Origin of the sequence: Acinetobacter proteolyticus (assembly GCF_000367945.1) — a bacterium.
Classification (GTDB): domain Bacteria; phylum Pseudomonadota; class Gammaproteobacteria; order Pseudomonadales; family Moraxellaceae; genus Acinetobacter; species Acinetobacter proteolyticus.
The window spans coordinates 71818-94101 of the sequence record NZ_KB849177.1; the positions used below are offsets into that span (position 1 = coordinate 71818).

Here is a 22284-nt window from a genome sequence, read left to right on the forward strand (position 1 = left end):
ACTACATCTCAATTGAAACATTTGAATCGGCCTGTTGTACAGAGCGGATTTTCTAATAATATTTAATATTGAATAGACGTTAATCATTTAAAGGAATGATTCGGTATCCTTTAAATATAGAACAGTATGTTTGAATCGCCTTGGCTGCTAACATTGCCTCTGATGGATCTCTCGCGGTTAAGTGCAAGTAAGCAGCGTAGCCATGTACCTTTTCTACAGCAACTAGGCCATATCCAGAACGGGTAATATCAGGACTGACAGCGTAGTTATAAACGATACGTAGCGTATTGGGCGTTTTAGAGTTAAATTTTGTGCCCCGTAGATCTGTAATTAAGTTACCAATTTTATTATTTTTTTGACTATTAAAAGAGCTCTGTATGGATTTCAGATATGCTTTAGAATGATGTTCAGGCTCTGAGTACTCATAACTTTTGCTTTTAGGCAGATCAGGATTACTTATTAGGATATTGTAGATTTTTCTGGATGAAGTATCTGTACCTGAAAGTTTATCAAGCTCATATTGCAAATCTGCTTTATGAGACTGTAGATCAAGTATTCCAGACTTTAACACTTCGACTTCCTGATTTTTTGTTTCCAGTTGTAGTTTGAATTGATTCTCCATATCTGAAACATACTCCAGATAATCTTTTAACTCAGACTCTTTGTTATCCACCTTACTAATCATCGCAACTTTCTGGGATTCTGAGGTTGCCAACTTGTTGTTTAAATTAGACATTTCCTGATTTAGATCATCCAGTTTTTTAGAGAGGTCTAGTTCTGTATTTTTACTGGCAGCATAAAGGCTTTCCAAAGCAGCCAACTCATTTTTTGCTAAGTTAAACTCTTCCATAAAGCTACTGTTGTTAGAGATATTCTGCTCTAAATCCTTATTTTGCTTTTCTAACTTTTCTAGAATATTTCTTTGATGTTCCAGGGACTTTTGTAGCCTTTCTTTTTCTTCAGTGTTAATTCTGTTTTGCATTTCAAAAGACTGGATTTGATTTAATAAAACAATCCTATCTTGATGGATTTCACTTAGTTTCAACCCTAGAGCATTGATTTTATTTGTATATTCTAGTTTTTCATGATTAAGAATTTTAAGATTTTCAGTAGATTCCTTATGAAGTTTGCTGAAGTCTGTTTTTATCAACTCACTTTCATCATGCATGCTTCTAAGAGTTTTTTCTTTATTTATGATTTCCTCTTGAAGATTTTTAATTGAATGGTTGAATCCAATATTTTTAAACAGGAGTGTAAGGATATAGCCCAGTAAACCTAAGGCAATTATCCAGATTGGGAGTATAGGATAAAAACGCCCCCATGCTACATACTTGGCAAAAGTGTATGGAGTCATTTCACCAAAGGCAGAGGGTAGACCATTAACATGTGCGTAGAGTGCTTCAGAATAATCAAGTATCGAGAAGAACATGGCATTAAAGGAAGACTTATATAGATTCTGGTGTCGCGTTAGCTTGGAAAGGGTAACTACAGGCTTGCTATCAAACTCAGTAAAAGTTTTGGATACAGAGACATTTTCCCTATCATCTTTATGCCTTTCATTGTCCCAGACCTGAATAATTTGGTGCTTGGAGTTTGCAAGCTGAACAGAGCCTCTAGGATTTAAATGTTCAAGACTTTTAATAAAACTTTGATAGCAGTCATGCTTAGTAGAATATTTAAGGCAAACTTTATTTGTTTCAGACTTGGCTTCCAATAAAAGTTCAAATCCACCAATCCTATTTTTTTCTTGAATTTCGTAATACCTCTGCTGATTAAAATAGGTAACGTAGAAAATTATCAATATTGTGATTGTGAGACATAGTAATGCAAGTGAATATTTTTTGATCATTTTTCTGCGAAAACATTAAATTTTCCTTTATTATAACTTTGTGAAATTTAAAGAATAAAGTAAATTCAGATGAAATATAAATATTCAAGATATTACTTTTAATTTTTTAAAATTACTTCACTATAAGAAATTTTTGTTAATCTATCTAAAGAATGGGTGGTAATGGTATTACTATTAGTTGATGAGAGGGAAAGCTACTTAATTGCCAGTTATCTGAAAATGTAAAAAAGTAACTTTAAAAGAATTTTTTTTATTAAAAGACATTTATATTTATAAGAAGAAATCGAACAACATGAGTTGTTATAAGTTTACTATTTGATAATTATAAAGGGGGAAACTATGTCTCTTATGGACTTGATAAAAAAGAATGAAGCAATAAACGGTGATGGAAAAGATAACAAAGGGTATATTGAAGAGATCAGAATGCAAATTCAAAACAATCCCATATCTGATATTACTGACAAAGATGGAAATCAATATATTGATATCGTCTTAGAGGGAGGAGGTGTTCTGGGCATTGCCTTAATAGGATACACCTATACGCTTGAGCAGGCGGGAATACGCTTTTTAAATATTGCTGGAACTTCTGCTGGGGCTATTAATGCTTTATTTTTGGCAGCCTTAGGCAAACCTGACAGTTTAAAGAGCCAAAAGATATTGGAAATATTCAATGAAATGGATATGAAGAGTTTTGTGGATGGCGGAGTGTTTGCAAAAGGATTGGTAGACGATATTAAAACGAAAGATAATATCTGGACTGCCATGTTGCCTAAAATTGGGCTTTTATGGGCAGAGGGTAAATTTTCAAAAGCAAAATTGGGCATTAACCCTGGAAAAGCATTTGAAGAATGGTTGGGAGAAAAGCTAAAGGAGCATGGGGTTACCACTACCAATGATCTTTTACAAAACTTAATCAATCCCGATGATCTCCAAATCAAGGACCCAGCTAGACAAATTGATGAGCAGGAATACTTTACTCAAAACTTTAAAAAGAATGAATTAGCAATAGTTTCAGCGGATATCACAACGCAGACAAAAGTGATATTTCCGAAGATGGCTGCTTTATATTGGGAAAACCCTTTAACAAAAGAGCTTCCAGCAAAATTTGTTAGGGCTTCAATGTCTATACCTTTATTTTTTCAACCTTTGGTTGTACCAGATATTCCAAAAGATAATAAAAATTGTTGGAAGACTTTAACAGGGTACGAGGGTGAAATACCCTCTTCTGTGCATTTTGTTGATGGTGGCATCGTATCCAATTTTCCGATAGATGTTTTTCATAGAAAAGATAGGATACCTCTATGTCCAACTTTTGGGGTAAAATTAGGTGTTGACCGAAATGAACCTAGAAAGATGGAGAGTATGGGGGATTTTATTGGAGCACTGTTTGATACAGCGCGCCATACATCAGATTATAGCTTTTTATTTCAAAATACTGATTACCAAAAGTTAATTGCATATATTGATACTTCTGAAAAATTCGAAAGAAAAAAATTATCATTTATTGAAAAAATTAAACCCAAAAACTGGTTTTCTGAAAATGATTTGGAAGACTACCATTGGCTGGATTTTGAAATGAGTGATGAAAAGAAACTAGCCTTATTTACTTTGGGGGCAAAGACTGCTTACGAGTTTATAGTTGGAAATGGAAAAGCAAGAAAAAATAATCTAGATAAAAGTAAAAAGATTAATGAAATCTTACCATTTGATTGGGCTACTTATAAATCTATAAGATCCGAATGTCGGATAACTTATACCCAAGTGGAAATATCAAAGCGAAAGAAAATTGAGGATTTGTCTATAAAATAATTCTTTGTGAAAATTTTTTTAAAATATATTTTGGTTGCCTATTAATTAATTTAAGATCATTCCTTATTTTTAATTTAATCCAAACTATAAATATTGTTATTTAATAGTTGAATGTGAAATTTTATGAATTCATATCTATGATTCACCAATCAAATGGGCCTGTACGTATACACTTATCATTTAGCAAATAACAGTATGATGCTCTAGATAATTTGAGTTTTCTCAAACTTGATTCAATTTTTTTATGGATAGTTATCTTTTTATTATCAGTAAGTAGCATCCATTCATCTGTTGCTTGAATAACAAAACTATCAGGATGCAGAGGATCGTATCCTACTGAATTTATATAGGGTGCTAGGCTTTTTATATTGAATAACTTGGAGTCGACATTCTTGAATTTTGATAAAGAAGTAGTTGGCTCTCCGACAGAACGTGGTCGGAAATAAATTAGTTTAACATTCGATTTGGTAACCTTCTTTCCTCTAGCAGAAAAAACAGTTGCTGTAATGTTAAATATAGCAGATTTATCTGAGTATACTGCGATTTGAAAATGGTCAGTACCTTTGGCAGGTATAGACTGCGAAATAGGTAGCTCGATTGTGTATCCTGATTTACCTGCTGGGAGATAAAGGTCATATGTTGTATTTGGAGGAGCTGGCATACTTGATCCTGGGGGTTCAAGTCGTACACTTGTGCGGAATGGTACTCTCCACTGGTTCTTTAGTTCATCAGTATAGCTAAGTATCCCAACTGCGCACACTCTCATATTTTCTTTAAGTGTAGGAGTAATTAAATCATCGATTTCTATACTTTTGGACTCCAAAATACGTCCTACCTTAATTTTTTTAATTTGTTGAAAAGAGGATTTAGAAACAACGACATTTTCATTACATACACTTTCAGGCTGTAATCCCATTTCAATCTCTGTATTAATAAGAGCACCCCAACCATCATTGTAAAAGGTCACTGCTCTAGTGGCATCTTTGATAAAAATTGGAATAGGAGTTTGATCAAATTGACTAGAGTTAACGGTAAATACAACTTTTTCCAATAAAATTTCATTATTTGTAGAGTTTTCAGTTTTAACACTCAATCTCGGTAAGTTCCATTCAAAAGGAGAATACCAAAAATGCTCAGCAGTAATTGGTGTGCTTTTTTTCAAGTTGTCTATATATTCAATTGATGGAGTAATATAAAGAGTATTATCTAAAAAGTTAGAGTTGTATTTCACTTGCATGAGGGAGGATGAAAAATCTTCAAACTTAATGGGCCATGTCTTAGTACTAGAATAGGGCGAGGCAGAATATGATAATGAAGAATATATAAGTGCTAAACATAAAAAGGCTATAGAAGGTTGTAGTTTTAGATGCATAGTTAATTCTCCAATCCAATAGATCCACTTACTGAACCGTTGTAAACATAGAACGTTAGGGTGATGATTGCAAAAGTTGTTAGACACACCACGCAGAAACCTACGAGATAAAAAGTATGAATTCGAGAACGCAACCATTGTTCTGCTGATACGCCTCCTTTCACCTGAACTGTTCCCATCTCCAAAGAAATTGCTGTTAATCTATCCTTTTCAGGTAGTAGACTGATATGATTTAGTAATACCTGATGACGATGAACTCTCCATGCGATTAAAAACCAAGTTATTATAGTTACGATATATGCAGCATATGCAAGTGGATTAGATGCTGCTGTTTGAAGTGCGAGTAGAAATTTTTCCATATTAATTTTCTTACCTATTATTTTTATAGTTCAATAATTACATTTTTTATTATTTTTGTCATTGAAAAAGTGACAAGCTGATTTCGCTTCTGGGGGGATTAGTGTCTATAGCATTTATATACAAAAGATAAGACTCTTTGAAATATAGGAAAATATGTAAATAATTTATTTATATTCTTCTAGTTAGTTGCAAAATTTGTAATTAGTATTCAGAGTTAATTATATCAAATTTTATTGAGTTGAGTAGTAAGCTTATTCTATTAGGAAACGGATGTTGCATATTGTGTATTTTTTCTAAAAAGATAAATAATATTAACTTCTTTAGTGAAATGACTCATTTTATTTTTTGAGTTATAAATTAAAGAATATGCACAGTTCCAAACCAAAACATAAATTTCTAGATATTTATGCATGAGTTAATAGGCTATACAAACTTAAATGATGGTTTTAAAGCCGAACAGATCGACCGATCTATATACGCTACGTTTTAGTAAAAAAACAGTTTACTGGGATTCAGATTGTGATAATCAAATCTCGCTAAAGGACTGATTCAGTTTACGAGAATCGTCATTTAGGCGTGTAAGGACAAACCAGCGATAGCCTGACCGTACTGACTCTGGATGATCCAAAGGCTATATAGAAACACCGTAGAAACAGCTGTGCCTTTATGAAAATTCTGTAGGTTATAAATCAATGCATCTAATTATTAAATCCGATCATTTATTCTATGAACATCAAAATGATGGTTTAAGTTGTTTTGATGATTTTTAAAAAAGTGTAGATTGATGTATAGGTTTCTGAAAAGAAGTAAATAAATACTTTATAAATCAATATGAAGGTATTTCTGCATCAGGTAATTTACTGTCATGTTTACCATTGCAATTGACCTTACGAGGCATGAGCATAACACAAAGTTACCGTACTCCGATCTACTACGTGGACTTAACTTTACGTGCTGGAATTAATTTACAAGAAGCAATTACTTCAGCCAAGCAAATCGATGAGCAGAGCAAGGTAGCAGGTTTCTATCAGGAGGCTTTAGATCATGTGGCACGGCAGGGTTATGGTAATGCCAGTTTTTAGGTAAGGGGTGAAGAAGGCTTGGATATTGTGGAGGAGTTTTATCGTGACCAGTAAAATGCTGTGGAAGTACAATCTGATTCAGCATCTATTCATCAATTTATGGATGATGCCACAGGCATAAAATGGGGAATTCGGCAAAGTGTACGGGCTGTAAATTAGGTAACTACCTGAATCAATATACTTAACTGAAATCTGTGTTGGCTGACTCTCACAAGAAATTTACCACTGGCTGGAGCCGAAGATTGCTCAAAGGGAGAAGGAATAGAGGGAGGTCACTCCCTTTATTTTTTGTTGGTTGGTAGATGCAATAGGATTGTCTTGAAAAAAATATTGGCATGATATAGTGAGTCAATTAGGATATTGTTTAATTGGCCATAATTTAAAAGGAATAAGGTTTCATGACATCGGGGAAAAAGAAGGCTCCACACTCTGACATTATCGCATTTAATGAGCTTTTAACAAAACAGCAAAGAGTTGCTAACCAAAAACTGTGTATATGGAATGAGTCAAAGAATGACCTATGTGGCTCGATTATCAAGGCTCATTCTATACAGCGTAGGAAAATGGAGGTGCATATCTCTGAGAGTGGTATGGTTTATACCCTTAAAATGCAGTTATCAAATGATAATCCTTCTGATCTACCACACAGTAGTTTTATCAAAGAAGGTATTGGTAGTTTTAGTGTATTTAAAGGGTTCTGCGGTAATCACGATAAGAAAATCTTTGCAACCATTGAAGATGAATCTTTTACAGCTACCGAACATCAAATGACAACGTACGCCTATAGAGCCGCTGCCAAAGAGTTACATACTAAATTGGAATCCAATATCAAAATTCAACTGAATATTGATACAGCCAAAGCCAAGATTGAAGCTATGGGGATACCTGATCAGCCACTTCCTTTGCACATTAAAATGACTATGCCTGCGATTCGTAGTGGAATAATGAATGTTCCTGCCTATTTAATAAAGCCTTGGTTAGCTCAAGATGACTTAGATAATCTTCGTTTTAAAGCAGAAAATGACAAGCTAACGGCTCAAGAACTTAGAGCTGTGTGCGATCACATACAGCACTCTTGGGAAGATACAGACATCTTAACATTGGAGCATAGCTATTTCAGCTTCGATACTGAATACCCAGTCGTGTGCTGTAGTACGTTTATTCCTTATTTTGATTTTGAGGGTCGGCAAATTATCACTACAGAACAAACTGTCAATCTAACCCAACAACTAAAAGATGATTTCACTGACTTCCCAAATGTTTTTTTTAATCTTTTCCCAGAAGGTGGTAAGACACATGTGATCTTCTCTTACTTTAAAAATAATCAAGCCTTTAAAGATTCTATTCATAAGCTTTTGTCGTATGAGGATCAAAAAATTAAGTTACTGCTCTCTTCTTTTCTCATTAATTATGTTGAAAATGCTGCATATAAAATCAGTTACATTGATCAGATGTTTTCTGAATCTGAACGTAAGGCAATTAATGATATTTTCATGAGTAACATTTTAAATCCAGGTTCATATAGCACTACGCCTATAAACCTGTTCAAACGCATCACTCCTAAAGTTGATGTCGCTGAAACAGAAAGCTAAAATCAGGTAACTAAGCGTAGATAGCCGTTTAGACTAATAGCTTCTTTTCACTACGCTCATAAATTTTTTTACTTGGACTACTCACAGTATCTTAGACATCGAAATAGCCTCATTTTGAAGCTGCTTCAAAGACTTCTGGATTCACCAATTAAGATGCGAATGGCGCCTGATTCGATTGTAAAGTATCTTCTTCTTGCTTATCAGCAAAAATATCTATTCCTAATGTCTCAAAAAAGAAATGATAAGGAATGGGTAGTCTATAATGACGACATGCGGTAAGAATGATTGGAAAATGTTCATATTTGATTGCAGATAGTTCAGTGATATCTCTATCTATTTTGCAATTATCCTTAATTTGGTTAAAGACAGAGTCAATATTTTCATAAGTCATACCCGTAAGACATAATCCATGAGTATCAGAATTCTTATAAAAATGTGTTTCAGAATCAGAATCAGGATGCCAGATTTGTGAAGTACATTTAGGAATATATTTTTCTATTATTTCCTTAATTGTTACATTCATTTCATCATTTCTAAAGACAGATGCAAAAAAAGCTAATAGTGGGTAAAGTATAGAACCTTTAGTAACACTCTGTCTGTAGTTATCACTATCATCTTCAGGATGAAGAACTAATTCTAAATAATCATGAATATTAGATGGATATTTCCAATTGTGAGCAAATGCTCCATTTATAGTTTGAGTTATTCCTGATAACCAGCTCAATAGGTCACCATCATTACCATCCTGTTGTAGAAAATAGAATGAGGTCAATCCTATATCTATTGCTTGCTCATCTTTGAAAGGATGAAATAGTAAAGGATTGTTTATAATTAATTTCTTGATTGACTCACTAATATCCATGTACGTCTTCAAAGAATTGTTTAGTGTTTCATTAGAAGGAGAATATGCTTGCATTCTAGTAAAGCACCATTCTAACCAAATTCCAAAAAGAGAAATTCTGCCGATGATATCGAATAATTTTAAGTTTATATCTACATCGCAGTTTCCTCTAACTGCATTTGAGACAGCATGTAAAGAGTTTAGATGAGGTAATATCTTTTTGTAGTAAGATTCTGAAATTGAAAGATATAGAAATACTAATGATTTGAATACATCTTTAATTTTTTTTGCATCTGCTGATTTTTTTGATGCACTTAATTTCACAATTTCCCAGCTATAAAGAATTAACCTTTCAGCAGATAAATATGCACTTTCTATGTTATCCTCAGAGTTACACCAAGAATTAAGAATTCCCAATGCTAGATAGCTCTGACGTATTATTGTTAATTGGTTTTTTATTCTAATACTCTCAATATTCTCAAAAAGTTTTTGAATTAGTAAAGAAAAATTTCTGAAAGAAACTTCAGGTTGGTCAACCATTGCCAATGACTTTCTTAATAGGGATTTTAAGTCATCTTGTAAAAATAATTGCTCATTAATTAAATGTTTTTCTAAAAGTCCAGCTATTCTATCACCATTCCATACTTCAAATTTAATCTGATCATTTTCCTTAGCTTGTGTATATTGGCTTAAATTAATTTCTAATTCTTGTTTTAAATCACCGCCAAAAGTGAGACAAATTACAATAGGATATTCTTTGAATTGAGTAGGTAGATGTGTTGGGATATAGACATCAAGGATTTCATCTAGAGATGGTCTCAAATCTTGGGGATTACCACTATTCCAATCTGAACGGCCTAAATTCCCTGCCTTAATTGAAAATAAATAGATTTTTTCAGGTTCATCATTAATTGATCCAACAGCAGAGATATCAACACCAAATTGACGATTTCCTATACTTGGTTCCGAAAGAATTGTTAAACCCATTTGTGATAATAAAGTAGGTAAAAGTACATCTAATTCATTTCTTTCTTTTAAACTAGCCAGATAGTCTTTAATAATTAATTTCATTTTGAAGAACCTTCGACTTTAAAACTTAATAAACAATGATGTAGTGAGGTTGAATCCAAAATTTCCATAGATGGAAAATCAATCTTTCGACTAAAAGATTGTAATGGCATAGTTTGTCTTTGGCTTCCTTCAGAGGTCCGAATTATGAAAGCTGTGCTTTTACCATATAGAAGTGTATTTTCAGTAAATAGACCAGCAAACACTGATTTTTTTCTTGCTTCAGCATAGGCTTTATTCATGCTTTGTTGGTGATGTCTTCTGTACTCAAAATGTTCTGATGGGCTTATCCTTAGCTCTTTCAAACTATATGAAGCTTCAAGCCCTGTATGATATTTTTCTAATTTTTCTAAGATTTTCTCTGCACATAGTAGCTTCTCAGTAGGCAACTGTTCTTTATATTTATTTAAATATTCAGTCACTTTACTTGGATAACTAATACAAAGTGGATTGAAAACTATTTTAGCTATTTTTTCATTCTGGTTATCAGGACAAACCTTAAAAACAGAAAATATTAATGAAATTGCAGTAGTTGGGTTCATAAAGCACCAGCCACATGCTTTTTTTGCTAAAAAAAAGTGATCTTGAGAAAATTGATTAATTAATTGAGTTGTATCAAATTGGGCTTCTAGTTTATGATCACTTAGTAGCTCGGATGCAAAATAATTAAGTGATATCTTTCTTGAAAGAAACCATCGTGTAAAAATTAATGAAAGCTTATCTTGATTTTCATTTTCAAATAAATATGAAGTAAAAGTATTGAAATTATCGAGGCTAATTTTATATTCTGTATGAATGAAAAAATTCTCTAGCAAAATAAGAGTTTGATTGCAGTTTTCATTAAATAGTTTTGGTAGCAGCATATCAAGATATTTAATCGTTCCTGTTGAAGATGATTCTATAAAAGGTATTGTCTCTAATAGCAATGCTTTTATACTTGTAGATAGTTTTTCAATATGATGAAAAAGTTGAAACATGCAGACATGCACGGTTCTTATACTGTGATTGGTAAGATTAATAATACTAGATATTTTACGTTGGATGATGTCGTAAGAACTGAGATGATTTGTTGAAATCTGAATTAGTGAATGTAAAATTGATGAAATTAGTATTTCGTTAGATGGTTGATAGGAAGTTGAACAAATAATTTCGATACTTCTTTTCAAAAGCGACATATTTGATGAGTAATCTATTTGACATAATGCTAACATTACATCTGCACTAAGATTTTCATTCTCTAATGAAATAATTTCTTCAGCTTTGTCAAGTGATAATTTTGAGTCTTTCTTTGAAATAGAGATTAGGGTCTTTGTAAGAAATCTAATAGTGTATTCGTTGGTTTTTAAATGTTCTATTATTTGACAACTAAACTCTAAATCTGTATTTAATAATTTTTCAAAATCTTCTAATGGGTAGTGTGATGCCATATCATCACCTGCTTCAATAATTATTTTTTCGATAGTATTTAATAAAATTGGAATATTTCTATCTTTAAGATGTGGTAAAGCATCTGAAAACAAATAACGAACCATAAAAAAATCAATTGATTTGTCATTTTTTATTTTTGAAAATATTTCGATTAGATTTAATTTACCTTCATTATGTAATTGGACAAATGCTTCTACCGTATCTTTATCACGATATTTTTTTCGAGTGAACTCATTGATAGTGTCAAACGCATTATGCTGTGCTAGATGTGATTCTATTTTACTTTTTAATTCCATACTTTTTCAAATTTTTTAAAGTTGAATGGGAGAAGCTTGCGAAGTTAAGCATATCAAAAATCATAAAAATTTAATATTTCTCTTATAAAATTAGTAAAGCAAAATGTAGGGGAAGTATTCGGTTCCTATTGGGGTGGCTCACTATCAACTGCTATTACCTAAAGACAAACTGCAAACTTTAGTATCTAATGAATTAAAAAAGTTTGAGTTGATTGATGATGAGTAAGGTGGCAAGGTTTTATCAGGAGGCTCTAGACTTGTAGCATGTCTAAGCTATGGCAACACCAGTTTTGAGGTGGATGGTGAAGAGGGACTGGATATTGTTGAGGAGTTTTACATGAAGAACCAAATAAGAGGAACTTAGCTAAATATTTGAGTAAAGTTATAACTATAATTAAAACGATACTAAATGTCGTTTAATCCTAATTACAATTATATTGTCTGCATATTTGGTGGTAGTGTTGAGTAATAGATCACAGTGAGCCGAATAAAATGAAAAGAGATTGGGATGTATTCGTAACTTGCTTAAATTCTTTTAAGTTTCTAACGTAAGGAGATATAGAGGAATATGGTTTCTGAAATCACTTTATCAAACTGGACTCTGCCATCTAGCGATACCGAAATAGAAAAGCAGGAAAGAGCTGAACGTATGATTCGTCAGGCAATTGATGCTCATGAAGCTTTTCAAAATTGCTCATTGAAAGTTTATGCAAAAGGGTCTTATGCAAATAATACCAATGTACGTTCAGATAGCGATGTCGATATTGCTGTGGAGTGTACGGAGGCTTTGTATTGGGACGAATCTGAAAAAGGTAATCATCAAACATCAGGAAATCTCTATCATGGGATATGGACACCTGCAAAATTAAGAGCAGAGTTAATCTTAGCAATGAAAAAGAAGTTTCCAGATCAGCTGGATATATCGGGAGTAACGGCTATACAAATAAATTCAAATAGTGCCCGTGTTAACGCTGATGTGGTTCCATGTTTTAGTTATCGCTATTACATGAAAAATAATTATAGAGATGGTACAAAAATTTTTAAGACCGATGGTAAAGGTATAGTTAATTATCCATTACAACAAATTAAAAATGGTAAGGATAAGAATAATAGGACAAATTATAACTATAAAAAAAGTGTAAGAATTTTAAAACGTATTGAAAATGCAATGGCAACTGAGGGGAAGTGTAAAGAACTTCCATCCTATTTCATTGAGTGTTTAGCTTATAACTGTCCAGACTACATTTTTACCAGAATTACATGGGCACAGATGTTAAGAGAAATTATTATATATATTTATCACTCATTGGATGGAGTAGAGCCTAGTCTGGAACGTTGGGTCGAAGTAAATGAATGTTTTTATTTATTTCATTCACAACAAAAATGGACCCGTCAGGATGGAAGAGCATTTGCCCTTGCAGCTTGGAATTATTGTGGGTTTAAATAAATGAATAATTTAGGTGAGTTTGAATGTCTAGAGGTATATATCTTTTTATGTGGGGTTATCAGGTAAGTTTTAGAATATCGTGTCAGCGTCTTATTCGTGACGTACTAAAAGAATTAGGAGCAGAAGGAAATGCTGAAGTTTTTCTCGTAGGCGCTAGAGCTCCAGAAAATGAAAATAAAAATGAGGTATGTATTGAGCCAGAAGATGGGAAGTGGTCTCTTTCAATTTTTAGTGGATTATTAGATTCAATTGAGACTATTTATAATACTCATCACTTACAAAACATTGCTTATGGTGATGAAGCAAGTAATAGAGATAAGCCAAAATGGATGCGACAGGATTCAACTCGTAGAGCTGTTGAGGATGCGCTTAAAGACTATGATGAAGCTAATGGTGTAATTTCTTTTTGTGGTGTAGCTCAACGTTTAGGTGGATATTATATTACCCCAGTAATCCAAATCCCCAAGAGTACTTTCCTAAAATTTCCCGCATTAGCAAATAAACCTAAAGGAAATCGTCAACAAGGCTTTGGGTATCGTAGTTTCATACATGCAGCAATATTTACTGTCCTTAATGAAATATCTGAAGAACTTCAAAGTCCTGAACCTGGGCGTTTTATATATAAAGCTATGCGGATTCCTGAGGAAATAATACGTATTGCAGCAAAAGATTTTTTACGTACACCAGGATTATCAATTGATGAGCGATATTATGAAGATGGTCTTTTTGAACAATTGAATCTTGTTTCTTCCCTTATGTACGAGCAGATGAAAGGAATAGGGCGCTTGATTCTGATTCATCCTGAGAATGAAGCCATTGACTACTTGATTCAGTTTATCCAACCAGTATCACTTCGTGAACCACGTTGGGTTCGTAAGATTTTACAAATGGCCGCATCAGGATCCGCAATAATTGCAGATTGGCAGCATATTTATGGATTAGGAGATTTGAAAACAACTCATGATCCAAGTGAACAAGATGCTTTTACTATTAATTTTCTTGACCATTACTATTGGGAGTTATGTTGTGGCGAACAAGTGCTTCTTCGCAGTAAATATGGAGTGCCTAAACTTCCGCAAGAGTATTTTGATCAACAATCATTTATGGCGAATTATATTCGCTTATTTCCTCTATCTTCAGTTGAGGATAGTTTGCATTTGTGGAATCTATTACAAGTCCAGATAAAACAAGGATATGGTAGCATGATTGTTGTCACAGAAGATGCAGCTATTGAAGCGAAAAGGCTAAGTAAACAGGGTACTTCAATTGTGGCAACTCGTTTAACAGAAACATTGCTTGAAAGTATTAGTAGTATTGATGGCACAATTTTGCTTGATCCTTATGGTGTTTGCCATGCGTTTGGGGTTATTTTGGATGGTGAAGTTAATGACAAATGTACACCCTCTAGGGGGGCAAGATATAATTCAGGAGTTCGTTATGTATACTCTGAAGGTAGATGTGCTCTTGCAATAGTTGCATCAGATGATAAAACTATTGATATTATTCCTGAAATTCGTCGTTTAGTAAGTCGTTCTTTACTTGAGCGATATGTCAAAACATTTATTGCATCAACCATTGAAAATTTTCATGATTCTAAGAATTGGCTTGATAAGCATAGGTTCTATATTAATGCTGAACAATGTGAGCAACTTAATTCTACGATTGATCGTTTAGATAATAGTCCGCAAGAAGTAGGTCGCATATATTTTGGAACAGATAAATTTGAGGTGCATCCTGATTTTAATGAAAGTTATCTAATTGATTAAACTTCTAATATTTGGAGAACTTTATGCATGATTATGCGGTATTTGGGCATGATAGAGCATCAATTGGAAGATGGCTTGGGTTTGCTGCGATAGCTGTAGCTGGTGGAGTTGCTCAAATTTTAGCTATGGCAAGTAATTTGACTGGTCTAGACGCTTTTACAAAAGCGACTATTACAACTGGTTTAGTGTATTTAGCACTTCATTGGTTGTTTAATAAATGGATATGGAAATTTCCATTTTTTGAGATCCCAAATATCAGTGGGAAGTGGAAAGTAACAGGTCAAACTTTGAATGATGAAGGAGCTATTACGTTTGAGTGGGAAGGGATAATTGGAATTGAGCAAACATGGAAATGTATTTTAATACATTTAAAAACTGAAATGAGCCAAAGTCAAAGTTATACTGCAACGCTTTCACGTAGATATGGACCGACAGGTGGTTGGTTACTTAGTTATAGTTACAAAAGTGATCCTGAATTAGAACAATCACATGTGTTGAATTCTCACAAAGGATACTGTGAAATTGAGTTTGATAAAGAATTAAAGTACGGAAAAGCTTCTTATTTTAATAGTTCAGGTAGAAGGACTTTTGGTATCATAAGTTTAGAAAAAATAAGCGAATGATTCAGTTTGAAAGTTACAATTACTTAATTTGCACAGTATTAGTTCAGACTTGAATCTATATAGAGCGTACAAAATTGTTGATTCTGAAAAGGTATTTTAATCAATATTGAGTCTAGTGTTAATGCTTTATGTTTTTCAAGAAAAATTCCCCGTAATTAAGCAGCTTCCACTTAATCATACAATCTATGTGCAAGTATATGCTTACACAGCCTACATGGGTAATCCATCTTATCGGCTGACTAGTCATAGGGTCTGGAATGGAAACTATGTGTTGTAACCATACGATTCTGTTTTGGATCAATATAGCCTAAGCGGTATCGTAGGTGTAGTGCAAGGAACAGTTCTGAATGGCTTGTTCGATTCACCTCAACCTATATCAGTACTGATCAGTTGTTTTTCTGTCAGAGTAGGTAGTGAAATTTACTGTAAATAATTAAGCATAAAAAGTCGATTATAACTAGTTAGTCTTTTATGCGTCATTTCATGGTGTACTCTAGTTGACTATATTGACTTAACTTTATAGTTTTAATTGATTAGTATAATTTTTAGTAGAAAGTATATGAAAAGAGGCCTCTATAATTCGATACAGGAAATGCCTGAGTATAATAATGCTGAGAAAAGTTGGCACATTACAATAGATTCATCATACTTTCTTTGGTACGACTTGATTATTGATCCACCATTTGATGGAGCTAAAAATGAACTTAAAGAAATGTTGAATAATTTCAAAGTGTATGTTGAGTCAAGTAATGAAAAAAGATTTATCTATTTTGTCACTTCACGAAAGAAAGTTCGTTTCGATGTAAAAAAGCAACCTAAATTTTCATTCTTCGATAGACGAAAGTTGACTATTTATTTATTAATAGGAAATAAAGATAAAACGAAAATTGAAATTTATTTCCCAAAGGAAATTCCAACTAACATAACTGTAGATGAAAAGTTTATTTATTTTCACAGTGAAGTTTTTGAATCTTTAGCTTATCCCATACATTATTTTCTAAGAGAATATGTGATCAATTTAGGGATCGCAAGTGAAGTACATTATGTTGGTATAACTGAAGACCCTGTAGAGCGGGCATTGGGCTTGAAACATAGAGGCTTGACAGAGATACTTTATAAAGTACCTACATCAGAAAATGATATTTTTTTAACAGTTAATACATTCAAAGTTGGATCATTTACTAAAATTGAAGAGAGCAACATCGATATAATATCAACTAACTCAATGATTTATGATATCCCTTTAGACAAGGAAGGTTTAGTTATTGAAAAAGCACTAATTTATTATTTCAATTCCAAAGTTCAAGAGGTTGATAAGAAAGCTTGGGGCGAGTTTCGAAATCTTCTGACAATGATGAAAAAGAAGAAAAATATTAGTTCAGTATCCTTTCATCTGGAAATTAGCGACCCAAATGAATATGACATAATGGGCTCTAAAGATGTGGAAGCAAATATATCCCATTCATTTTTATGGAAATTAAGAGAGATAGAACCTGAATTAAAGAAATTTAATTCAGAAATAGATCTTTTGGAGTATACGAAAGTTTTTAGCAGAGATTTGGGTTCTGTTTAAATGGATGATATTGAGTGATTTTTCTCCAATATGTGAGAAGTCACACTTTATGTGTTTGATAGAAATAAGTACCTAGCATATGAGCTAAAGAGTACAAAAGTTAGCGCAATCATTCATTTGGCTTTTACGTTTCTCAAGATAAGCTCCACGTAAATAAGCAGCTTCGACTTCATCAGGTAGCTTATGTGCTAATACATGTTCACACACTTCACGAGGGTAATCGGTTTTATCTGCTGATTAGTCATGGAAAGTAGACCGAAAGCCGTGAGTTGTAATTATGCGGTTTTGTTTAGGATCATAGCATAAGGAGTTTTGTGACGATTTTTAATGTACACTTACCAAGTCAATGAGTAAAAGTAGTATTGAATAACTGAAGTGAAAAAATATTTAGTTAAATTTTTTGTAGTAAAAATAGTAGTAAAAAATTAAATTTAAAATATTTTATTATTATAAATCAATAACTTGTGTTTTTAATTTGACAGTCACCGCTTCCGCCAAATACGAAAAAGCCCTTATGAAAATAAGGGCTTTTTTATTTCTCTGTATTTTAGATTAACAACTTAGTTGCAATTGCCCACATCATCAGTCCAACAACAACATCTAGAATTCTCCACGAACTGGCCTTTTTAAACCAAGGCAATAAGACTCTTGCGCCATAGCCTAAAGCGAAAAAGAAGATCCATGAGGAAAATATGGTTCCAGCCGCAAACCAGTACAGATGATCTGCAAACTGAACTGAAATCGAACCAACCAGAATTACGGTGTCTAAATAGACATGTGGATTCAGCCAGGTGAAGGCCAAACACATTCCAATGATTTTAAGCAAAGAGTCTTTTTCAATTTCACTGGGGTTGAGTGCAGAGTTATTATTTATGGCTGAGTAGAAGTTTCTAAGTCCATATAAAAATAAAAAAGCAGCACCAAAGTATTTGGCAATGCTAACGATCAAGGGGAAGTCGATCACGATTTTGGAAAAGCCCATGACCCCTAAATAAATCAGGATAGAATCTGAAAGTGCACAGATCAAACAGACCCAAAACACATGCTGCTGCTTTAGGCCTTGTTTTAAAACAAAGGCATTCTGCGCGCCAATGGCTAAAATTAAAGAAAAGCCAATACCAAGCCCATAGAAAAATGCAGTCATATTTTGGTTCCTCAATCATATAGGGTGGTCTGTACTGGCTTTGAATGGAAAAGAACTTACAGATGCATAGGCAAAGACAGTCCGTCTAACGCTGAGATCAAGTGTTAGATGCTTTTTCCATTGGAAATTTACTGTTTGCTATTATCTTTTTTTATTTATAAAAGTCAGTAAAATTAAGATTGTTTTGGTTTAGATAAATTTTTTTAAGTTTTTAGGGGTGCAGCAATGCTCGTTGAAATATTGTTGTCCGAATTTCCCCCCTTTGTTTTTCAATTATTACCCTTATTTTTAGCGCTGTTTTCAATAAAAATTAAACAATAATCGACACAGGACGTGTTCGAGGCAATATCCAAGCAAATATTTGAAAAATAACTAAGTGAGTCAGGCATGGACCTCAATCATAATATTCATACTGAAAATAATCTGATGCTCAGTAAAACACGGAAAGTGATTGCGCTCGGTTTTGCGACACAAGGTCTGGGTTACGCGACCGTGATGACCGCACTGCCCACAATAAAAGGCCGATTCAGGCTTTCTGATGATCAGTTATCGCTGATTATTCTGGGGGTATGCATTGCAGCGGCGCTCGGTTCAATTTTAGCTGATCGTATTGCGGTTAAACTTGGCTCACGACTTGCTGTTGTAACCGGTTTTATTTTTGAAGCCATCGGAATCGCAATGGCTGCATTTAGTGCAAATGTGATCCTCATGATTGTGAGTTTTTTGCTTTATGGACTTGGGTTGGGCTGCTTAGATGCAGCACTGAATATGCAAGCAGTTATGATGGAACAACGGCTGGGTAAAAGTGTATTTGGTGGTTTTTTTGCTTGCTACACTGCGGCTGCATTTTTAGGTGCATTAATGATGTCGGCCACTGTTTCAACTGTATTTGGAGCAACGACTGCATTATGCATTGCGGTGCTGATTGCATTGCTCACCTCGCAACTTGCTAGACACTGCTTATTTCAGCAAAAACAATGCTCAGAATTACATCCACAACAGAAACCGGCAATTCCATATCAACAACTTCTTATTTTTGGGCTGATTATTCTGATCGTGTTTACTGTCGACTCTGCAATCAGTACATGGAGTTCAATTTATCTCAAAGATGTTCTAGCAAGTACTGCAACGATTGCTCCTTTAGGCTATGCAGCCTATCAAATTGGAATTTTACTCACACGCTTAAGTCTTGATTATTTACTACAATTTAAAACAGCAACGTGGGTTGCTTTGGTTACGCTGCTGGTTGGAGCATTCGGATGTGTATTGTCTGGAATAAGTCATTCATTAATGACCGTTATTTTAGGTTTTGCATTGGCTGGTGTTGCTGTAGGTGCATTGGTTCCACTGACCTATTCTGCTGTAGGTCGTTTAGATGAAAGTCGGCGAGATGAAATTATTGCTCGTGTTAATATTTTTAATTATGGCGGTGCAGTAGCAGGTGCGGTCATCGTTGGCTTGTTAGCAACGCCTTTTGGTTATGCGCCATCCTTTATTGGCTTGGCATTTGCCTTACTCAGCATTATTTATTTGAGAAACAGACTTGCTTGATCTACCTCAATCAGGACAAAGGCATTTTGCGTTGGTCACGATCAAGGATAAATTAACAACGACCTTGGAAAGTCCAGTTATGCCAAGACAAATCAGAATCCTCCTTGAAAGTGCGTAGATCTATTTCCTAGAACAATAGAAGGTTTTTCAGATAGACAATTTACGCGCTACGCTCATCTTTTTTTATTTCTAAAAGTCAGTAAGATTAAGGTTGTTCTAATTTCCCTAAAATTTTTTAAGGTTTTTATGCTGGACAATAAACAATGTGAAGCTTTTTTTGCAGTGGCAGAAAATGGAAGCTTTGACCAAGCAGGATTGAAGCTTTGTATTACTGCTTCAGCTGTGACTTTAAGAGTGCAGGCACTGGAAAAGGAATTGGGTCAATTACTGTTGATTCGTGGTCGTCCTTGTGTTTTGACGCAAGCAGGTCAGCAAATGTTTGAGCATTTACAGCATATAAGGCGGTTAGAGCAAAATCTGTTGCATGGCTTGAAAGGTGGTGGAGAGTCACACTTTTTTAAAACCGTGATTGGTTCTAATGAGGATTCCTTGGCTACATGGCTGCTTCCTGCATTAAAGGAGGTGTTACTCAAAGAAAAGATCGTGATTGAGCTGAGAACTGATGACCAGTCACATACCTATTCATTATTAGAAAAGGGCACAGTCAGTGCTTGTATCTCGATTGAAGATCAACCGATGCGCGGCTGTCATGCTGAATATTTAGGACTCATGCGTTATCGAATGATGGCAACTGAGCAATTTAAAAAGAAATGGTTTGCGGAAGGGATTCATCGTGAAACACTGCGTAATGCACCTGCGATTATCTTTAATGACAAAGACCGGATGCATTTTGATCTGCTGGAAAGAAACTATGGACTGATGAAAGGAACATATCCTTGTCACTTAATTCCATCATCAGAGTCGTTTGTGACTGCAATTAAATTGGGGCTGGGCTATGGCATGGTACCTGAGCTGCAATTGGATACTGAAAATAAACAAGAGAGTTTGGTTGAATTGTTGGCCGATGCGAAAATAGATATTGCATTGTATTGGCACCATTGGAATCAGCAGTCGAAACCTCTACAACTTCTAACTGAACATATCATAAGACATGCTCGACACATTTTGGCTTGAATAGGCGTATTTATACATTGACGCGATTGAATTATCACGTCAATTTTGTGAGGGCTATATTTTAAATTAAAGCTGCAATAAGGCTTCTAAATCGTGTGCTTATAATCGTGCTGTATAAGTACTGCTGTAGAAGCCTGATTTAAATGTGGTCTGAACTCAGGTATTTTATTTCACTTCAATCATTAAAAGATTCTAGAGCTCTCGATATATTGCGTAGAGACATTGTTGAGAGCCGTTAATATTCGTGTTGCATCTTGCGTCGTTAGAGCTTGGTTGAGCTCATTCATATAAGCTAAAAGCTGAGCTTTTACTTTATTGGAAAATTCTGGTGTAACAGGTTGATCTTCATAAAGTAAGACATAGTTTTTTGCAAAACCATAAATAAGCAATAAAGCAGCGTGTTCTAGCGGCTGCTCTGCAGCAACAATCGCTTGTTCACATTGATTTTTTAATTGTTTGTAGGCATCCGTTCCATTCGGAAGAGTCTGGAAAGTTTCAAATATAGATTGGAAAGTCATTTGAATTACTCGCTCAAAAAGAAAATCTACAGATGATCGAGCTGAAAATCAAGCCTTAATTTTTTATTTATTTTAATTTTATTGGTGTATACCTTTTATCCAAAGATTGACATTCCGTTTTCTTAAAAATATCACATGTTGAGAGTTGTATGTTAATGAAAATATTAAATTGTAGTTGTCTTGATGAGAATTAATTTAAAAAAAGAAATTGAATATAAATCTTGGATTGGGATTTATTTAAACTATTTTTACATTTCCGATACTTGTCATATACATGGAGTACAAATTAAAAAAAGTGCTGATATGTGAAAATGTTAAGAATTATTTGATTTTTATCGTTTTAGGTGATGGTTGTGAAAAACCTTTTATTGGGTGTTATTTTTGCATTTGCTTTGGCGGGCTGTACCTCGATTTCAACCATGTCGCCTGCTCAATTTAACCAGCTTACCACGACCCAGATTCCATTTGCTGGAAATTGGACGGGGAAAGTTGGGCCTTCCACTGCCGTGTTAAATTTGAATCGTCAAGGCCATGGTGGGCTATGCATTGATGATGGTAAGGAGCGTATGTCCTATCAGGTCAAATTGGTTGACCAGGTACTGTATAGCGATAAAGGGATAAAGTTTAAGGTTAATGCATTAAACGATCGTAATGCCAAAATTCACATGAGTTTATTGGGTGTTGGGGCAACATTGGATCTGAATAAAGATGATCAGTTACTGAACGCGACAGCAGCCTGTAAACAGGCACTTCATTAAGCCTGTATTTGGGTTTCATAGCTTTGCCTGAGTAAGCAGGCAGATAATTTTTTCCGCAGATGAAAAGAGAGTA

16 protein-coding genes and 2 pseudogenes are annotated in these 22284 nt (G+C 34.1%); 10 read left to right on the forward strand and 8 right to left on the reverse strand.

The features are described from left to right. Positions 1 to 79 precede the first annotated feature (79 nt). Complete coding sequence (locus tag F993_RS19210; protein ID WP_004651982.1) at positions 80 to 1849, reverse strand: hypothetical protein; 1770 nt, start codon at positions 1847 to 1849, stop codon at positions 80 to 82. Between the two features lie 339 nt (positions 1850 to 2188). Between F993_RS19210 and F993_RS19205 the strand changes: the two genes are divergently transcribed. Next, the gene (locus tag F993_RS19205) at positions 2189 to 3658 is read left to right on the forward strand and encodes a patatin-like phospholipase family protein (protein WP_004651984.1); all 1470 of its coding nucleotides are present in this window, start codon (positions 2189 to 2191) and stop codon (positions 3656 to 3658) included. 142 nt (positions 3659 to 3800) lie between these two features. On the opposite strand, the gene F993_RS19200 is transcribed toward F993_RS19205, so the two are convergent. After that, a complete protein-coding gene (locus tag F993_RS19200) occupies positions 3801 to 5030 on the reverse strand; it encodes a hypothetical protein (RefSeq protein WP_004651985.1) in 1230 nt (409 codons plus the stop codon). Positions 5031 to 5032: 2 nt separating this feature from the next. Further along, positions 5033 to 5389 carry a hypothetical protein gene (locus tag F993_RS19195; RefSeq protein WP_004651986.1) on the reverse strand — a complete coding sequence of 119 codons (357 nt, stop codon included), beginning with the start codon at positions 5387 to 5389 and terminating at the stop codon, positions 5033 to 5035. Positions 5390 to 6232: 843 nt separating this feature from the next. Here F993_RS19195 and F993_RS19935 point away from each other — a divergent pair. Together F993_RS19935 and F993_RS19190 are read left to right on the forward strand one after the other, a co-directional pair. Then, a pseudogene (locus F993_RS19935) lies at positions 6233 to 6631 on the forward strand (hydrolase or metal-binding protein); the annotation flags it as partial. 239 nt (positions 6632 to 6870) lie between these two features. Continuing rightward, positions 6871 to 8064, forward strand: a complete 1194-nt coding sequence (locus F993_RS19190; RefSeq protein WP_004651989.1) for a hypothetical protein — start codon at positions 6871 to 6873, stop codon at positions 8062 to 8064. Positions 8065 to 8212: 148 nt separating this feature from the next. On the opposite strand, the gene F993_RS19185 is transcribed toward F993_RS19190, so the two are convergent. Next, the gene (locus F993_RS19185; protein ID WP_004651990.1) at positions 8213 to 9976 is read right to left on the reverse strand and encodes a hypothetical protein; all 1764 of its coding nucleotides are present in this window, start codon (positions 9974 to 9976) and stop codon (positions 8213 to 8215) included. Next, a complete protein-coding gene (locus F993_RS19180; protein WP_004651991.1) occupies positions 9973 to 11697 on the reverse strand; it encodes a hypothetical protein in 1725 nt (574 codons plus the stop codon). Before F993_RS19180 ends, F993_RS19185 begins: the two co-directional genes overlap by 4 nt. 568 nt (positions 11698 to 12265) lie before the next feature. On the opposite strand from F993_RS19180, the gene F993_RS19175 reads away from it, so the two are divergent. The 4 genes from F993_RS19175 (at position 12266) to F993_RS19160 (ending at position 17106) form a co-directional block, all read left to right on the forward strand. Next, positions 12266 to 13144, forward strand: a complete 879-nt coding sequence (locus F993_RS19175) for a nucleotidyltransferase domain-containing protein (protein ID WP_004651992.1) — start codon at positions 12266 to 12268, stop codon at positions 13142 to 13144. Between the two features lie 23 nt (positions 13145 to 13167). Beyond that, positions 13168 to 14910: a diadenylate cyclase gene (locus F993_RS19170; RefSeq protein ID WP_004651993.1), complete on the forward strand. Its 1743-nt coding sequence runs from the start codon at positions 13168 to 13170 to the stop codon at positions 14908 to 14910. A gap of 23 nt (positions 14911 to 14933) precedes the next feature. Then, a complete protein-coding gene (locus F993_RS19165; RefSeq protein ID WP_004651994.1) occupies positions 14934 to 15533 on the forward strand; it encodes a Cap15 family cyclic dinucleotide receptor domain-containing protein in 600 nt (199 codons plus the stop codon). Between the two features lie 592 nt (positions 15534 to 16125). Then, positions 16126 to 17106 carry a hypothetical protein gene (locus F993_RS19160; RefSeq protein WP_157407264.1) on the forward strand — a complete coding sequence of 327 codons (981 nt, stop codon included), beginning with the start codon at positions 16126 to 16128 and terminating at the stop codon, positions 17104 to 17106. Positions 17107 to 17190: 84 nt separating this feature from the next. Here F993_RS19160 and F993_RS19940 read toward each other — a convergent pair. Together F993_RS19940 and F993_RS19155 are read right to left on the reverse strand one after the other, a co-directional pair. Continuing rightward, positions 17191 to 17418, reverse strand: a pseudogene (locus tag F993_RS19940) (tyrosine-type recombinase/integrase); the annotation flags it as partial. Between the two features lie 235 nt (positions 17419 to 17653). Further along, positions 17654 to 18250: a LysE/ArgO family amino acid transporter gene (locus F993_RS19155; RefSeq protein WP_004651998.1), complete on the reverse strand. Its 597-nt coding sequence runs from the start codon at positions 18248 to 18250 to the stop codon at positions 17654 to 17656. A gap of 387 nt (positions 18251 to 18637) precedes the next feature. Here F993_RS19155 and F993_RS19150 point away from each other — a divergent pair, with 387 nt between their 5' ends. Next, a complete protein-coding gene (locus tag F993_RS19150) occupies positions 18638 to 19801 on the forward strand; it encodes an MFS transporter (protein WP_004651999.1) in 1164 nt (387 codons plus the stop codon). 246 nt (positions 19802 to 20047) lie between these two features. Continuing rightward, a complete protein-coding gene (locus F993_RS19145) occupies positions 20048 to 20935 on the forward strand; it encodes an ArgP/LysG family DNA-binding transcriptional regulator (RefSeq protein ID WP_004652000.1) in 888 nt (295 codons plus the stop codon). A gap of 182 nt (positions 20936 to 21117) precedes the next feature. Here F993_RS19145 and F993_RS19140 read toward each other — a convergent pair whose 3' ends face one another. Further along, positions 21118 to 21453, reverse strand: coding sequence for a hypothetical protein (locus F993_RS19140; protein WP_004652001.1), 336 nt, complete (start codon positions 21451 to 21453; stop codon positions 21118 to 21120). 347 nt (positions 21454 to 21800) lie between these two features. Between F993_RS19140 and F993_RS19135 the strand changes: the two genes are divergently transcribed. Then, positions 21801 to 22211, forward strand: coding sequence for a J517_1871 family lipoprotein (locus tag F993_RS19135; RefSeq protein WP_004652002.1), 411 nt, complete (start codon positions 21801 to 21803; stop codon positions 22209 to 22211). Positions 22212 to 22284 lie beyond the last annotated feature (73 nt).

Coding starts and splice junctions, on each gene's coding strand:
- F993_RS19210 (WP_004651982.1), bottom strand. CDS start 1,849: ATGATCAAAAAATATTCACTTGCATTACTATGTCTCACAATCACAATA.
- F993_RS19205 (WP_004651984.1), top strand. CDS start 2,189: ATGTCTCTTATGGACTTGATAAAAAAGAATGAAGCAATAAACGGTGAT.
- F993_RS19200 (WP_004651985.1), bottom strand. CDS start 5,030: ATGCATCTAAAACTACAACCTTCTATAGCCTTTTTATGTTTAGCACTT.
- F993_RS19195 (WP_004651986.1), bottom strand. CDS start 5,389: ATGGAAAAATTTCTACTCGCACTTCAAACAGCAGCATCTAATCCACTT.
- F993_RS19190 (WP_004651989.1), top strand. CDS start 6,871: ATGACATCGGGGAAAAAGAAGGCTCCACACTCTGACATTATCGCATTT.
- F993_RS19185 (WP_004651990.1), bottom strand. CDS start 9,976: ATGAAATTAATTATTAAAGACTATCTGGCTAGTTTAAAAGAAAGAAAT.
- F993_RS19180 (WP_004651991.1), bottom strand. CDS start 11,697: ATGGAATTAAAAAGTAAAATAGAATCACATCTAGCACAGCATAATGCG.
- F993_RS19175 (WP_004651992.1), top strand. CDS start 12,266: ATGGTTTCTGAAATCACTTTATCAAACTGGACTCTGCCATCTAGCGAT.
- F993_RS19170 (WP_004651993.1), top strand. CDS start 13,168: ATGTCTAGAGGTATATATCTTTTTATGTGGGGTTATCAGGTAAGTTTT.
- F993_RS19165 (WP_004651994.1), top strand. CDS start 14,934: ATGCATGATTATGCGGTATTTGGGCATGATAGAGCATCAATTGGAAGA.
- F993_RS19160 (WP_157407264.1), top strand. CDS start 16,126: ATGCCTGAGTATAATAATGCTGAGAAAAGTTGGCACATTACAATAGAT.
- F993_RS19155 (WP_004651998.1), bottom strand. CDS start 18,250: ATGACTGCATTTTTCTATGGGCTTGGTATTGGCTTTTCTTTAATTTTA.
- F993_RS19150 (WP_004651999.1), top strand. CDS start 18,638: ATGGACCTCAATCATAATATTCATACTGAAAATAATCTGATGCTCAGT.
- F993_RS19145 (WP_004652000.1), top strand. CDS start 20,048: ATGCTGGACAATAAACAATGTGAAGCTTTTTTTGCAGTGGCAGAAAAT.
- F993_RS19140 (WP_004652001.1), bottom strand. CDS start 21,453: ATGACTTTCCAATCTATATTTGAAACTTTCCAGACTCTTCCGAATGGA.
- F993_RS19135 (WP_004652002.1), top strand. CDS start 21,801: ATGGTTGTGAAAAACCTTTTATTGGGTGTTATTTTTGCATTTGCTTTG.